Genomic DNA, 13,754 nt, shown 5'->3' with positions numbered 1-13,754 from the left:
GCCAAACAAGCGACGACCGACGCCGCAATACGGGCGGAAAGACACGTTCCCCTGTTCCAAAAAAAATCCATCGCGGGGCTGGCCGCTATTAGCGTGAACAGGCCCTAGGTGGGGCCGAATCGCGCGAATTCAATGCGGTCCTGCGCGCGTGGGGCCGACGCCGTCACTTGCGCGGCGGCAGCGGAATCCATTCGGTTTCGCCGGGCACGTGGCCCATTTCCTGATTGGTCCATGCGAGCTTCGCGGCTTCGATCTTCTCGCGCGAACTCGCGACGAAATTCCATTCGATGAAGCGCTCGCCGTCGAGCTTCTCGCCGCCGAGCAGCATCACGCGCGCGCCGTGCGTGCTCGCGAGCGTGACGGTTTCGTCGATCGCGAGCACGGCCATCTGGCCGGCTTCGAGCGGCGTGCCGTCGATCTCCAGATCGCCTTCCACCAGATACACGCCGCGTTCCTCGTGCTCCGGTTCGAGCGCGAACGCGCTGCCCGGCGTGAAGTCGGCGGCGACGTACAGCGTGCCCGAGAACGTCGCGACCGGCGATACCGCGCCGAACGCGGTGCCCGCGATCACGCGCAGCGTCACGCCGTTGCGCTCGACGACCGGCAAGGTCGCCGCCGCATGATGCGCGAACGACGGCTCCGCGTCCTCATCGGCGAGCGGCAGTGCGACCCAGGTCTGGATGCCGTGAATCTTCTGGCCGCGCGCGCGGTCTTCCGGCGGCGTGCGCTCCGAATGGACGATGCCGCGCCCGGCCGTCATCCAGTTGACGTCGCCGGGGACGATCTTCTGCTCGGAGCCGAGGCTGTCGCGATGCATGATCGCGCCGTCGAACAGATAGGTGACGGTCGCGAGGCCGATATGCGGGTGCGGGCGCACGTCGAGGCCGCTGCCGGGTTCGAGGGTTGCCGGGCCCATGTGGTCGAAGAAGATGAACGGGCCGACGAGGCGCGCCGCCAACGCCGGCAGCACGCGCCGCACGGTCAGATTGCCGATGTCGCGTAAGTGCGGTTTGAGGACGGCTTTGATCGAGGAAGTCATGGGCAGGTTCGACGGGAAAGTGGAAGGAGAAGGCTGGAATGGTCGATTCTACTGCGCGTCGCGTGCGCCCGACGGCGACGGCGCACGCCGGCCATGAGCCGGCGCAATGAACCGGGTTCGCAGCCTCCGCTACACTGCCGGATTGAACCATCACATTGGAGAGGCGAATGTCGCCCAGGGACTTGCTGCTCGCGCTGATCGTCGTGCTCGCGTGGGGCGTCAACTTCGTCGTGATCAAGGTCGGCCTGCACGGCGTGCCGCCGATGCTGCTCGGCGCGCTGCGCTTCACGCTCGCCGCGGTGCCGGCGGTGTTTTTCGTCAAGCGGCCACAGATGCCGTGGCGCTGGCTGTTCGCCTACGGCGCGACGATTTCGTTCGGGCAATTCGCGTTCCTGTTCTCGGCGATGTACGTCGGCATGCCGGCGGGGCTCGCGTCGCTGGTGCTGCAGGCGCAGGCGTTTTTCACGCTGATCTTCGCGGCGCTGTTTCTGCACGAGCGTTTCCGTTTGCCGAACGTCGCGGGTCTGCTGATCGCGGCGGCGGGGCTCGCGGTGATCGGACTGCAAGGCGGCCACACGATGTCGCTCGCCGGTTTCCTGCTGACGCTGTGCGCCGCGTGCATGTGGGCGCTCGGCAATATCGTCACGAAGAAAGTCGGCAACGTCGATCTGGTCGGACTGGTCGTGTGGGGCAGCCTGATTCCGCCGCTGCCGTTTTTCGCCGCGTCGTTCGTGTTCGAAGGGCCGCACGAGATCGCCGCCGCGCTGACCGGTATCAGCGCGCTGTCGATCTTCGCGATCGTCTATCTGGCGTTTATCGCGACGTTGGTCGGCTATGGCTTGTGGAGCCGTCTGCTGTCGCGCTATCCGGCGAGCCAGGTCGCGCCGTTCTCTCTGCTGGTGCCGATCGTCGGACTCGCGTCGGCGTCGCTGTTGCTCGGCGAGCAATTGTCCGCGGTCCAGGTGGCGGGCGCGTTGCTCGTGATGGCGGGGCTCGCGGTCAACGTGTTCGGCGGCTGGGTCGTGCAGCGCCTGATGCCGGCGCGCTGAGCAACCGTGGCGGCGCGCGTGGCGAGCGTGCAATAAAAAAACGGCCGTGAGGCCGTTTTTTATTGCTTCATGCCCGACGACATCAGCTCGGACATCACGTCATGCGGCTCTTCGCGAGCGGCGGATTCGCCGCGAAATAGCGCTTGATGCCGGTCAAAATCGCATTGGCCATTTTCTCGCGATACGCGTCGTCGTTCAGGCGCCTCTCTTCGTCCGGATTGCTGATGAACGCGGTCTCGACGAGGATCGAAGGAATGTCAGGCGCCTTCAGCACCGCGAAGCCGGCCTGCTCGACCGAACCCTTGTGCAGCTTGTTGATGTCGCCGATCTCCTTGAGCACGAAGTTGCCGTAGCGCATCGAGTCGCGAATCTGCGCGGTGGTCGACATGTCGAACAGCGCGCGGTTCACGGTCGCGTCGTCGGACTTGATGTTGATGCCGCCGATCAGGTCCGACGAGTTCTCCTTGTTCGCCATCCAGCGCGCGGCCGCGCTCGACGCGCCGTGCTCCGACAGCGCGAACACCGACGAGCCCTTCGCCTCGGGCGTGGTGAACGCGTCCGCGTGGATCGACACGAACAGGTCCGCGCCGACGCGGCGCGCCTTCTGCACGCGCACGTTCAGCGGCACGAAGAAGTCGGCGTCGCGGGTCATCATCGCGCGCATGTTCGGCTGAGCGTCGATCTTCGCGCGCAGCTTCTTCGCGATGTCGAGCGCGACGTGCTTCTCGTAGGTGCCGCCGCCGCCGATCGCGCCCGGATCCTCGCCGCCATGACCCGGATCGATCGCGACGGTGAGCAGTCGCACGGTGTTGCTGCGGCTCGACTTCGGCGTGGTGAATGCGTAGGTGTCGTCGCCATCGCCCAGGTTGTCGTTGTTGCTATCGAGGCCGCGCGCGGTGCTGTTGCCGTTCGCGTTGCCACTCTTGTTGCGGGCGATCACGCTGGGCGGCGCGGACGGTGTTGACTGCCTGCCGGCAATGACCGGCGCGGACGGCGCCGTCGTGCCATGCGCGGGCGGATGCGGCACACCCGCGGCGCCACTGCCGGCGCCATTGCCGGCACCGCTGCCGGCACCGCTGCCGGCACCATTACCCGCGCCACCGTTCTGCGCGTAATGCTCGAAGAACGCCTCGCTGTTGTCAGGGGGCGGCGTCGTGCCGGGGCCGGCGAGGGTCGCGGGCGGCGCGCTGTTTTCTTCGTTGAGCGCCTGCTGCTTGCGCTCGGACTGCGCGAGCAGATCCATCAGCGGATCGGGCGCGACAGCCGGATACAGGTCGAACACGAGCCGGTACTTGTAGGCGCCCACCGGCGGCAGCGCGAACACCTGCGGCTTCACCGAGCCTTTCAGGTCGAACACCATGCGCACCACGTGCGGCTGATACTGCCCGACCCGCACCGACGAAATCTGCGGATCGTTCGGCGTGATCTTCGACACCAGATCCTTCAGCGCCTGATCGAGATCGAGGCCGTTCAGATCGACCACGAGCCGGTCCGGTCCCTGCAGCAGTTGCTGCGTGTTTTGCAGCGGCTGATCCGATTCGATCGTCACGCGCGTGTAGTCGCGCGCGGGCCACACGCGAACGCCGAGCACCGAGCTCGCAAACGCGAGACGCGGCGCGACGAGGCCGAGCACCAGCGTCGACGCACCCGCGCGCAGGATCTGCCGGCGCCGCCAGTTATGCGTTGCGCCCGCCGCGGATTCGATCGAGTGGAACGGTTTGATTAACATCTTTCGAGACATGCCTTTCCTGATTCGCTATAAGCGCGTGCGACGAGTACGCGTGCGTCCGCGTTTGCGTCCGCGATTGCGTCCGTGTGGCCGACGAGCCCGAGCGAGAAGACGAGATCCGGCACGCCGAGCAGCGGTCCCGCGCGTTGCGGCCATTCGACGAGGCAGACCGCGCCGCTGTCGAAATATTCGCGAAAGCCCGCGTCGGCCCATTCGGCCGGATCGGTGAATCTGTACAGATCGAAGTGATAGAGCGCGAGTTCCCCGGCGGGCCGCTCGAGCACATACGGTTCGACGAGCGTGTAGGTCGGACTGCGCACGCGGCCGGTGTGGCCGAGGCCGCGCAAGGTCGCGCGCACGAGGGTGGTTTTGCCGGCGCCGAGATCGCCGACGAGTTGCACTTGCAAGCCGTGGAACGCGAGGCCGTTGGCGACGCCAGGCTGTGCCCGCGATGCCGCGCGCACGCTTTCGATCGCCTGCGCGAAGCGCGCGCCGAACGCCTGCGTGGCGGCTTCGTCCGCGAGCGCGAAAGAGCGTTCGAACAGCACGGGAGCGGACGGTAGGGTCGCGTGATCGGAATTGACAGGCATTCTCGTAAAATGGCGTGATGAACCGAAGTCCGAAGTCCCCTGTTTCCTGCACGCCCGCGTCGGCCGATGATGCCTCGCGAGCTTCTGGTGCAACGTCCCGATTCGACGAGGCGACGCTTCGTGCGCTCGCGCTCGACATCAAGACGTGGGGCCGTGAACTCGGTTTCGGGGCGATCGGCATTAGCGATACCGATCTGTCGGCCGCCGAAGCGCCGCTTGCAGCGTGGCTCGAAGCGGGGTGCCACGGCGAGATGGATTATATGGCCAAACACGGCATGAAACGCGCGCGGCCGGCCGAGCTTGTGGCCGGCACGCGACGCGTGATCACCGTGCGCATCGCCTATTTGCCTGCGCAGACGCCGGGGGGAGAGGCGTCGGAACAGGCGCATGAGCAGTCGCATCGAAGCGCATCTGAAAGCGAGTCGCAAGATGTGCCGCAAGCCGTCGCACAACACCCGCCACGCCCGGCACCCGGCGCGCGCGACTGGCGCGCGCTCGAGCAGGCACGGCTCGCGGACCCGTCGGCGGCGGTCGTGTCGATCTATGCGCGCGGCCGCGACTATCACAAGGTGATGCGTCAGCGCTTGCAACACCTGGCCGAGCGGATCGAAGCGGCGATCGGGCCGTTCGGCTATCGCGTGTTCACCGATTCGGCGCCGGTGCTCGAAGTCGAGCTCGCGCAGAAGGCTGGCATCGGCTGGCGCGGCAAGCACACGTTGCTGCTGCAGCGGGACGCCGGCTCGCTGTTTTTTCTCGGCGAGATCTACGTCGACATTCCGCTGCCGACCGACGCCGAAACCTCGCCCCAGGCCGCGCCCGAAACGCCGGGCTCGCATTGCGGCAGCTGCGCGCGCTGCATCGGCGCCTGTCCGACCGGCGCGATCGTCGCGCCGTACAAGGTCGACGCGCGGCGCTGCATCTCGTATCTGACGATCGAACTGAAGGGCAGCATTCCGCTCGACCTGCGGCCGCTGATCGGCAACCGCGTGTACGGCTGCGACGACTGCCAGCTCGTGTGTCCGTGGAACAAGTTCGCGCAGGCCGCGCCGGTCGCCGATTTCGACGTGCGGCACGGGCTCGATCGCGCGTCGCTGGTCGAACTGTTCGGGTGGAGCGCGCAAGAGTTCGATACGCGCATGCAGGGCAGCGCGATTCGCCGCATCGGTTACGAGTGCTGGCTGCGCAATCTCGCGGTCGGCATGGGTAACGCATTGCGCGCCGCGCCCGCGAGTCTCGAGGCCGACGCGCGCGCGGCGATCGTGCGAGCGTTGAGGCAGCGTATCGATCATCCGTCAGCGCTCGTGCGCGAGCACGTGGAGTGGGCGCTCGAAGCGGCGTAAAGTCGTGACAATTCGGTCGTGACAATTCGGTCGTGGCAATTCGGTCGTGGCAATTCGTGCCGGCAATCCGGCACGCCAGAGGAGCAGGCAATCATGTTCAACGCAGTGATCGATGCGCCGTTCGGCAAGGTCGGCATCCGGCTCGAAGGCGAAGCCGTGCGCGAGATCGTCTATCTGCCCGAGTCGACACCCAACGTCGCGCCCGTGACACCGCTTGCACGCGAGGCGGCCGAACAGATCGAGCGTTACTTCGCGCGCGCCTCCGCGAAGTTCGAGCTGCCGCTCGCCGAGTGCGGCACCGCGTTCCAGCGGCGCGTGTGGCAGGCGATCTGCGATATCCCGCCGGGCGCCGTGCTGACTTACGGACAACTCGCGAAGCAGCTCGGCAGCGTGCCGCGCGCGGTCGGCCAGGCGTGCGGCGCGAATTTCTTTCCGATCGTAATTCCGTGTCACCGTGTGGTGAGTTCGAGCGGCATCGGCGGCTTCGCGCACGATGGCGGCGACGGCTTCTTTCGCAACGTGAAGCGCTGGCTGCTCGCGCACGAGGGTGTGCCGTACGCATGAGCACGAGCGCCACCCCCGATACCGCCACCCACGTCGAAGACACGGCCGCCGACTCGCCGCTGCTGCTGACCAGCTCCGCATCGATCGATGCCTTCTGCGACGCGCTGTGGCTCGAACACGGCCTGTCGCGCAACACGCTCGACGCGTATCGCCGCGACTTGCGGCTGTTCTGCGAATGGCTCGCGCACACCCGCAATGCGTCGCTCGACATCGCGAGCGAAGCCGACCTGAGTGCTTACAGCGCGGCGCGGCAAAACGACAAGGCGACCTCGGCGAACCGCCGGCTGTCGGTGTTTCGCCGCTATTACACGTGGGCGGTACGTGAGCACCGCGCGGCCGCCGACCCGACCTTGCGCCTGCGCTCCGCGAAGCAGCCGCCGCGATTTCCGTCGACATTGAGCGAAGCGCAGGTCGAAGCGCTGCTCGGCGCGCCCGACATCGACACGCCGCTCGGCTTGCGCGATCGCACGATGCTCGAGCTGATGTATGCGAGCGGTTTGCGCGTGACGGAACTGGTCACGCTGAAGACCGTGGAGGTGGGGCTCAACGAGGGCGTCGTGCGCGTGACCGGCAAGGGTTCGAAGGAGCGGCTGGTGCCGTTCGGCGAAGAGGCGCACGCGTGGATCGAGCGCTACCTGCGCGAGGCGCGCCCGGCGCTGCTCGGTCCGCGCGCGGCCGATGCGCTATTCGTCACTGCACGCGCCGAAGGCATGACGCGCCAGCAGTTCTGGAACATCATCAAGCGACACGCGCAGGCGGCGGGCGTGCATGCGCCACTGTCGCCGCATACGTTGCGGCACGCGTTCGCGACGCACCTGCTCAATCACGGCGCGGATCTGCGGGTCGTGCAGTTGTTGCTCGGCCACACCGATATTTCGACGACGCAGATCTACACGCACGTCGCGCGAGAGCGTCTGAAATCGCTGCATGCGCAGCATCATCCGCGCGGATGAGCACGACGTGAAGCGGACGGGTGCCCGCGCGCTTCACACGAACTCACGCAGCCGGTGCTTGAGAATCTTGCCGGTGGACGCGGCTGGCAGTGCCGCGAGCACCTTCAGCTCGGCTGGCCGCTTGTAAGGCGCGAGCCGCTCGCCGCACCACGCGATCAACTCCGCGGGCGTGACCGTCGCGCCGGCAATCAGCTCGACGAACGCGATTACCTCCTCATTGCCCTCGACCGCGCGTCCGATCACCGCTGACTGCACGACTTGCGGATGCGCGTTCAACACATGCTCGACCTCTGCCGGGTACACGTTGAAACCCGAGCGGATGATCAGCTCCTTGCTGCGCCCGACGATATGCAACGCGCCGTCCGCGTCCTGCCTCGCGAGGTCGCCGGTCTTAAGCCAGCCGTCCTCGGTGACGCTCGCGCGGGTCTGCTCGGGATTGCGGTAATAGCCGAGCATCACGTTCGGCCCTCGCACCCACAGCTCGCCAATCTCACCGGGCGCGGCTGCGGCGCCGTCGAGCCCGACGAACTTTACCTCGACGCCCGGAATCACCTCTCCGACCGAGCAATCCGCGCGCGGGGCGTCGACCATCGTTTGCGATACGGTCGGACTGCTTTCGGTCATGCCGTAGCCGTTGTGCAGCGGCAGACCGTACACGGCTTCGACCTGCGCCTTCAGCGCGGCGTCGAGCGGCGAGCCGCCCGAGTACGCGAAGCGCAGTCGCGGCGCGGACCATGCGTGGCCGTGCGTGTGCAGATGTTCGAGCAGCTTCGCGTGCATCGCCGGCACGCCCTGGAAGATCGACACGTGCTCGTCGGCGAGGGCGCGTCGCACCGCTTCCGGCACGAAGCGCGGCGCGAGCCGCAACGTCGCGCCCGCATGCAGGCTGCCGAGGCACACCGACGCGAACCCGTACACATGCGAGATCGGCAGCACCGCATAGACGATGTCGTCGGAGCCGACCTGGCGCAGCCGGCTCGATACGGCCGCGATGTACAGCAGATTGCGATGCGACAGCATCACGCCCTTCGGCGCGCCGGTCGTGCCGGTCGTGTAGATCAGCGCCGCGCATTGGCGGTCGCTGGAGGCTTCGACCGCTTCGGCCTGTACGCTGTCGTCCACCGCATACGACCATGCGCCGATGTCCGGCGACAGCGTGGGTGCCTCGGTTGCCTGATGCCGCTCTGCATGCTGGCGCGCATCGGACGAGCTTTCGACTGCATAGGCGACGACGCGCGGTTGCGCGTGCGCGCGAATCGAATCGAGCTCGGCGGCCGACAGCCGCGCGTTCGACACGAGCGCCCACGCATCGAGCTTCGCGGTCGCGAACAGCAGCACGATCTGCACGATGCTGTTTTCCGCGACGATCATCACGCGATCGCCGCCGCGCACGCCCCAGGCGCGCAGCTGCGCGGCGACGGTGTCGACGGCATCGCGCAGTTGCGCGTTGGTCAGGCGGCGCGCGTCTTCGATCAGCGCGACATGCCGCGGATCGCGAGCGGCGGCGAGCGCCGGAATGTCGCTGATGCGCGCGGGCAGCGCGGCGAGCAGCGCGGGAATGTCGATCGTGGCACGGATGGATGAAGCCTGGTTCAACACTGTCTCCTCTGTCGACCCGAGTTAGCGCACGAGCGCTTACTCGGGTCCCATGCAAGTTTTTTCACAAGCAATTTGCCCGGCAAGCAGTATCGCGCACCGCGTCGGCATATTTTCGAACGATCGTGCCACAATCTCCGCACCCGCACAATTGCTCGTCCGGCAAATAGCCGTTGTGCAAACTCGCCATTACAATGCGCCGATGAGCAAATCCAGACACGTGTCCGAAACTCCCGCCACGCAATTGCTGCGCCGACACGGCGTCACGTTCGGCGAGCATCCTTACGACTACGTCGAGCATGGCGGCACCGAGGAGTCCGCGCGCCAGCTCGGCGTCGACGAGCATCACGTCGTGAAGACGCTGGTGATGGAAGACGAGCACGCGAAGCCGCTGATCGTGCTGATGCACGGCGATCGCACCGTCAGCACCAAGAACCTCGCGCGGCAGATCGGCGCGAAGCGCGTCGAGCCGTGCAAGCCCGAGGTCGCGAACCGGCATTCGGGATATCTGATCGGCGGCACGTCGCCCTTCGGGACGCGCAAGCAGATGCCGGTGTATGTCGAGTCGACCATTCTCGAGATGGACAGGATCTGGTTGAACGGCGGACGGCGCGGCTTTCTCGTCAGCATCGAGCCGAAGGTGCTCACGGATCTGCTCGCGGCGAGGCCCGTGCAATGCGCGAGCGTGGACTGATGCCGATGCGCGAATTGACGTTTGCCTGAATGTTTTTCGCGCGGACGCGTTCGGTAAAATGTGCGCCGCCCTGTTTCGACGGGCATGCCCTGTTGCGGTTGGGGTGTCGAATGTCAGACCGCGATCCTTATAAGAGTCCCAGATGCAAAACCTGATCGTCGCTGTCGTTGCCTATCTGATCGGTTCGTTGTCGTTTGCCGTGATCGTGAGCGCCGCGATGGGTCTCGACGACCCGCGCTCGTACGGCTCGGGCAACCCGGGCGCCACCAACGTGCTGCGCAGCGGCAGCAAGAAGGCCGCGATTCTGACGCTGATCGGCGACGCCTTCAAGGGCTGGCTGCCGGTGTGGCTGGTCGTGCATTTCGGCGCGCGTTATGGGCTCGACGAGCGCTCGATCGCGATTGCGTCGCTCGCGGTGTTTCTCGGCCACCTGTATCCGATCTTCTTCCGCTTCAAGGGCGGCAAGGGCGTCGCGACCGCCGCGGGCGTGTTGCTCGCGATCAATCCCACGCTTGGCGTAGCGACCTTGCTGACCTGGATCATCGTCGCGTTCTTCACGCGCTACTCGTCGCTGGCGGCGCTGTGCTCGGCGCTGTTCGCGCCGCTCTTCTACGTCTTTCTGTTCGGGCCGCGCATCGTCGCGCTCGCGGTTCTGGTGATGAGCCTGCTGCTCGTGTGGCGGCATCGCGGCAATATCGCGAAGCTGATGAAGGGGCAGGAGAGCCGTATCGGCGACAAGAAGAAGGCCGCCAGTCCGGCGGCGGGCAACGATCTTTGAGGTGGGCTGAGCCGCATCGCCCGGCTTGATCGAGGCGAAGCGCGAGCGGTTCTGACTTTGCGCGAGGCTCGTTGCAAGCCTCGCGAGCCGTGCCGCTTAATCGCGGAAGTTGTTGAAGTCGAGCGGCGTGTCGGTCACGTCCTTGCGCAGCATCGCGATCACGCTTTGCAGATCGTCGCGCTTCGCGCCGGTGATGCGCACCGCATCGCCCTGAATGCTCGCCTGCACCTTGATCTTGCTGTCCTTCACCAGACGCACGATTTTCTTCGACAGATCGCCCGACACACCCTTCTTGATCTTGATCACCTGCTTGACCTTGTCGCCGCCGATTTTCTCGATCTTGCCGTAGTCGAGGAAGCGCACGTCGACGTTGCGCTTGGCCATTTTCGACAGCAGCACGTCCTTCACCTGGCCGAGCTTGAAGTCGTCGTCGGCGTACGCGGTGATTTCGTTTTCCTTGTGTTCGACGCGCGCGTCGGACCCCTTGAAGTCGAAACGCGTCGAGATTTCCTTGTTGGATTGCTCGATCGCGTTCTTGACTTCGATCATGTTCGCTTCGCAGACGACGTCAAACGATGGCATTGCATTCTCCCAATAGTGCGGCAGTGCGCGGCGCGGCCGGTCGGCTGCGCGCGAGGCACTCGCTATAATCACGGACCGGACGTCATTTTACCGACGCCGCTCCCTTTTGCCCAAGGCCGCCGCGCAGCGTCGCGCCGGCGGGCGATGCCGGGTCGGGCGGCGCCGTTCCTGTCGTCCTACCCGTCATGCGGCGCTTTTCGTTGCTTCGCGTAGTTGTCCGTTGCCCGTTGTCCGTTGCCCAGTTTCCCTGTTGCCATTCCGATGTCCCAATCCGATCTTGCCGCTCCTGCTGTCGCGTCCCTCATGGCCGGCTATCCGCTGAAGGCCCACAACACGTTCGGTTTCGACGTGCGCGCGCAGTTCGCGTGCCTGATCGAGCGTGAGGAGCAGTTGCTCGCCGCGGTGCGCGACCCGCGCGTCGCGAGCCTGCCGCGCCTCGTGCTCGGCGGTGGCAGCAACGTCGTGCTGACCGGCGATTTCGCCGGTCTCGTGCTGCTGGTGGCGCTGCGCGGCCGCCGCGTGGTGCGCGAGGATCAGCACGCGTGGTATGTCGAAGCGGCCGGCGGCGAACCGTGGCACGACTTCGTCGCGTGGACGTTGGCGCAGGGCATGCCCGGCCTCGAGAATCTCGCGCTGATTCCCGGCACCGTCGGCGCAGCGCCGATCCAGAATATCGGCGCGTATGGGCTCGAGATCTGCGAACGCTTTGCGTCGCTGCGGGCGATCGAGCTCGCGACCGGCAACGCGGTCGAACTCGACGCCGATGCGTGCCGGTTCGGCTATCGCGACAGTTTTTTCAAGCGGGAAGGGCGCGAGCGCTTCGTGATCACGTCGGTGACGTTCCGTTTGCCGAAGGCGTGGCAGCCGCGCGCGGGCTACGCGGATCTCGCGCGCGAACTGGCGGCGCGTGGTTCTGCGGCGCGCAGCGGGGAAGTTGATAGCGCGGCCATGCAGCCGACCGCGCAGGCCATTTTCGATGCGGTCGTTGCCGTGCGGCGTGCAAAGCTGCCCGATCCGCTCGAACTGGGCAACGCGGGGAGCTTCTTCAAGAATCCGGTGATCGACGCCGCGCAGTTCGAGGCGCTCGAGCGCCGCGAGCCGGAAATCGTGTCATATGCGCAAGCGGACGGCCGGGTCAAGCTGGCGGCCGGCTGGTTGATCGACCGCTGCGGCTGGAAGGGACGCGCGATGGGCGCGGCGGCCGTGCATGAGCGGCAGGCGCTGGTGCTGGTCAATCGCGGCGGCGCGAGCGGCGCGCAAGTGCTGGCGCTGGCGCGGGCGATCCAGCGCGACGTGTTCGAGCGATTCGGTGTGGAGCTGGAGGCGGAGCCGGTATGCCTGTGAGCGGCAGATCGATCTGTTCGCGCTGAGTATGCGCGCGAAGCTTTGCTGCCGATGAATGCAAAAAGGCGCCGGGAGGAAACTCCTGGCGCCTTTTTTGTACTGCGGTGCGGTTGCCGTGGGGCTAAACGGGGCGGCTCGCTCAGTGATTGAGCTTGCCGAGCAGCAGGTATTCCATCAACGCCTTCTGCACGTGCAGACGATTTTCCGCTTCATCCCACACGACGCTTTGCGGTCCGTCGATCACTTCCGCGCTGACTTCCTCGCCGCGATGCGCGGGCAGGCAGTGCATGAAGAGCGCGTCGGGATTCGCGCGCGCCATCATGTCGGCGTCGACGCACCAGTCCGCGAAAGCCTTCTTGCGCGCTTCGTTCTCGGCCTCGAAGCCCATGCTGGTCCACACGTCGGTGGTGACGAGATCGGCGCCCGCGCAGGCTTCGTTCGGATCGTCGAACTCCTCGTAGAACGGTGCGCTGTCCGCCGCGACGAGCGCGCGGTCTAGCTTGTAGCCCGGCGGCGTGGACAGGCGCAGCTTGAAGCCGAGAATCTGCGCGGCTTCGATCCACGTGTACAGCATGTTGTTCGCATCGCCGACCCACGCCACCGTCTTGTCGCGGATTGGACCGCGATGCTCGAAGTACGTGAAGATGTCCGCGAGCACCTGACACGGGTGGTATTCGTTCGTGAGCCCGTTGATCACCGGCACGCGCGAATTCTCGGCGAAGCGCTGGATGATGTCCTGGCCGAACGTGCGGATCATGATGATGTCGACCATGCGCGAGATCACCTGCGCGGCATCTTCGATCGGCTCGCCGCGCCCGAGTTGCGTGTCGCGCGTGCTCATGAACACCGCGTGGCCGCCGAGCTGGAAGATGCCGGCTTCGAACGACAGGCGCGTGCGCGTCGAATTCTTTTCGAAGATCATCGCCAGCGTGCGGTCATGCAGCGGGTGATAGGTCTCGTAGTTCTTGAATTTGCGTTTCAGGATGCGCGCGCGTTCCAGCACGTACTCGTAGTCTTCCAGCGAGAAGTCTTTGAACTGCAGGTAGTGGCGAATTTTCTTGGCGGTCATGAAACAAATACGGCGGTCTCACCCGGCAGGATTGCCGGACTGTGCCGCCGTCGGTTTGGTGGTAACTCCATGCAGCATAAAGGATTTCGCCCCGTTTGACGAGTCGGCCGGAAGCTGGTGAAAGCGCTCCGAAAGCGTGGCATCGGGCTTGGCGAGGCCATCGGAGAGTGCTTGTGTGCGCTGCGGAAAAGGGCCTGCTGCGCTATAATCTACGGGTTATCCCAAAGCCCAGCAGGCCGGCGTTTCTCGTGAAGAAACGCGGCTCGCGTGGCGCGGAAGACCTGTCACGGCGTGGCCGTCATGACAGGCGCCAGAGCGGTTCAGCCGGTTCGCCGCAGCGGTTCTCGTGGTGCGGCTCGTCATTGTTGCGTTAGTGCCAGGTCCCACGTACGTCGCAGGTGGCTGCAAGCGCTTGCCGTGCACGTCG

Annotated in this window: 13 protein-coding genes; 7 read left to right on the top strand and 6 right to left on the bottom strand. The window is 65.9% G+C overall.

The window, feature by feature from the left end:
- Positions 1–163: 163 nt before the first annotated feature.
- Positions 164–1,039 (bottom strand): pirin family protein, encoded by an 876-nt coding sequence (locus tag L0U84_RS16210; protein ID WP_233851112.1) that lies wholly within the window; start codon positions 1,037–1,039, stop codon positions 164–166.
- A 167-nt stretch (positions 1,040–1,206) separates the two neighbouring features.
- Here L0U84_RS16210 and L0U84_RS16205 point away from each other — a divergent pair, with 167 nt between their 5' ends.
- Entirely contained in the window at positions 1,207–2,088 is an 882-nt protein-coding gene (locus L0U84_RS16205; protein WP_233851110.1) for an EamA family transporter, read from the top strand.
- Between the two features lie 94 nt (positions 2,089–2,182).
- Here L0U84_RS16205 and L0U84_RS16200 read toward each other — a convergent pair whose 3' ends face one another.
- On the bottom strand, positions 2,183–3,829 hold the full coding sequence (locus L0U84_RS16200; protein WP_233851109.1) for an N-acetylmuramoyl-L-alanine amidase: 1,647 nt from the start codon (positions 3,827–3,829) through the stop codon (positions 2,183–2,185).
- A complete protein-coding gene (gene tsaE / locus L0U84_RS16195; RefSeq protein ID WP_233851108.1) occupies positions 3,811–4,407 on the bottom strand; it encodes a tRNA (adenosine(37)-N6)-threonylcarbamoyltransferase complex ATPase subunit type 1 TsaE in 597 nt (198 codons plus the stop codon). The genes L0U84_RS16200 and tsaE overlap by 19 nt, the downstream gene beginning before the upstream one ends.
- A gap of 17 nt (positions 4,408–4,424) precedes the next feature.
- Here tsaE and queG point away from each other — a divergent pair, with 17 nt between their 5' ends.
- From queG to xerD, 3 genes are all read left to right on the top strand, one after another.
- Positions 4,425–5,747, top strand: coding sequence for a tRNA epoxyqueuosine(34) reductase QueG (gene queG / locus L0U84_RS16190; RefSeq protein ID WP_233851107.1), 1,323 nt, complete (start codon positions 4,425–4,427; stop codon positions 5,745–5,747).
- 93 nt (positions 5,748–5,840) lie between these two features.
- Positions 5,841–6,311, top strand: a complete 471-nt coding sequence (locus L0U84_RS16185) for a methylated-DNA--[protein]-cysteine S-methyltransferase (RefSeq protein ID WP_233851106.1) — start codon at positions 5,841–5,843, stop codon at positions 6,309–6,311.
- Complete coding sequence (gene xerD / locus L0U84_RS16180; protein WP_233851105.1) at positions 6,308–7,264, top strand: site-specific tyrosine recombinase XerD; 957 nt, start codon at positions 6,308–6,310, stop codon at positions 7,262–7,264. The genes L0U84_RS16185 and xerD overlap by 4 nt, the downstream gene beginning before the upstream one ends.
- Before the next feature lie 33 nt (positions 7,265–7,297).
- Here xerD and L0U84_RS16175 read toward each other — a convergent pair whose 3' ends face one another.
- Positions 7,298–8,860, bottom strand: a complete 1,563-nt coding sequence (locus tag L0U84_RS16175) for a class I adenylate-forming enzyme family protein (RefSeq protein ID WP_233851104.1) — start codon at positions 8,858–8,860, stop codon at positions 7,298–7,300.
- Between the two features lie 202 nt (positions 8,861–9,062).
- Between L0U84_RS16175 and ybaK the strand changes: the two genes are divergently transcribed.
- Positions 9,063–9,554 carry a Cys-tRNA(Pro) deacylase gene (gene ybaK, locus L0U84_RS16170; protein ID WP_233851103.1) on the top strand — a complete coding sequence of 164 codons (492 nt, stop codon included), beginning with the start codon at positions 9,063–9,065 and terminating at the stop codon, positions 9,552–9,554.
- 142 nt (positions 9,555–9,696) lie between these two features.
- Entirely contained in the window at positions 9,697–10,332 is a 636-nt protein-coding gene (gene plsY / locus L0U84_RS16165) for a glycerol-3-phosphate 1-O-acyltransferase PlsY (protein WP_233851102.1), read from the top strand.
- A gap of 96 nt (positions 10,333–10,428) precedes the next feature.
- On the opposite strand, the gene L0U84_RS16160 is transcribed toward plsY, so the two are convergent.
- The gene (locus L0U84_RS16160; protein ID WP_018421633.1) at positions 10,429–10,914 is read right to left on the bottom strand and encodes a YajQ family cyclic di-GMP-binding protein; all 486 of its coding nucleotides are present in this window, start codon (positions 10,912–10,914) and stop codon (positions 10,429–10,431) included.
- 261 nt (positions 10,915–11,175) lie between these two features.
- Between L0U84_RS16160 and murB the strand changes: the two genes are divergently transcribed.
- Positions 11,176–12,258 (top strand): UDP-N-acetylmuramate dehydrogenase, encoded by a 1,083-nt coding sequence (murB, locus tag L0U84_RS16155; protein WP_233851100.1) that lies wholly within the window; start codon positions 11,176–11,178, stop codon positions 12,256–12,258.
- A 139-nt stretch (positions 12,259–12,397) separates the two neighbouring features.
- Here the strand turns inward: murB and argF are convergent, their stop codons facing one another.
- The gene (gene argF / locus L0U84_RS16150) at positions 12,398–13,327 is read right to left on the bottom strand and encodes an ornithine carbamoyltransferase (protein ID WP_233851099.1); all 930 of its coding nucleotides are present in this window, start codon (positions 13,325–13,327) and stop codon (positions 12,398–12,400) included.
- Between the last annotated feature and the right edge of the window lie 427 nt (positions 13,328–13,754).

The organism is Paraburkholderia sp. HD33-4 (assembly GCF_021390635.1).
In the GTDB taxonomy this organism is placed as follows: domain Bacteria; phylum Pseudomonadota; class Gammaproteobacteria; order Burkholderiales; family Burkholderiaceae; genus Paraburkholderia.
This window is presented reverse-complemented; position numbering and strand designations above follow the sequence as displayed.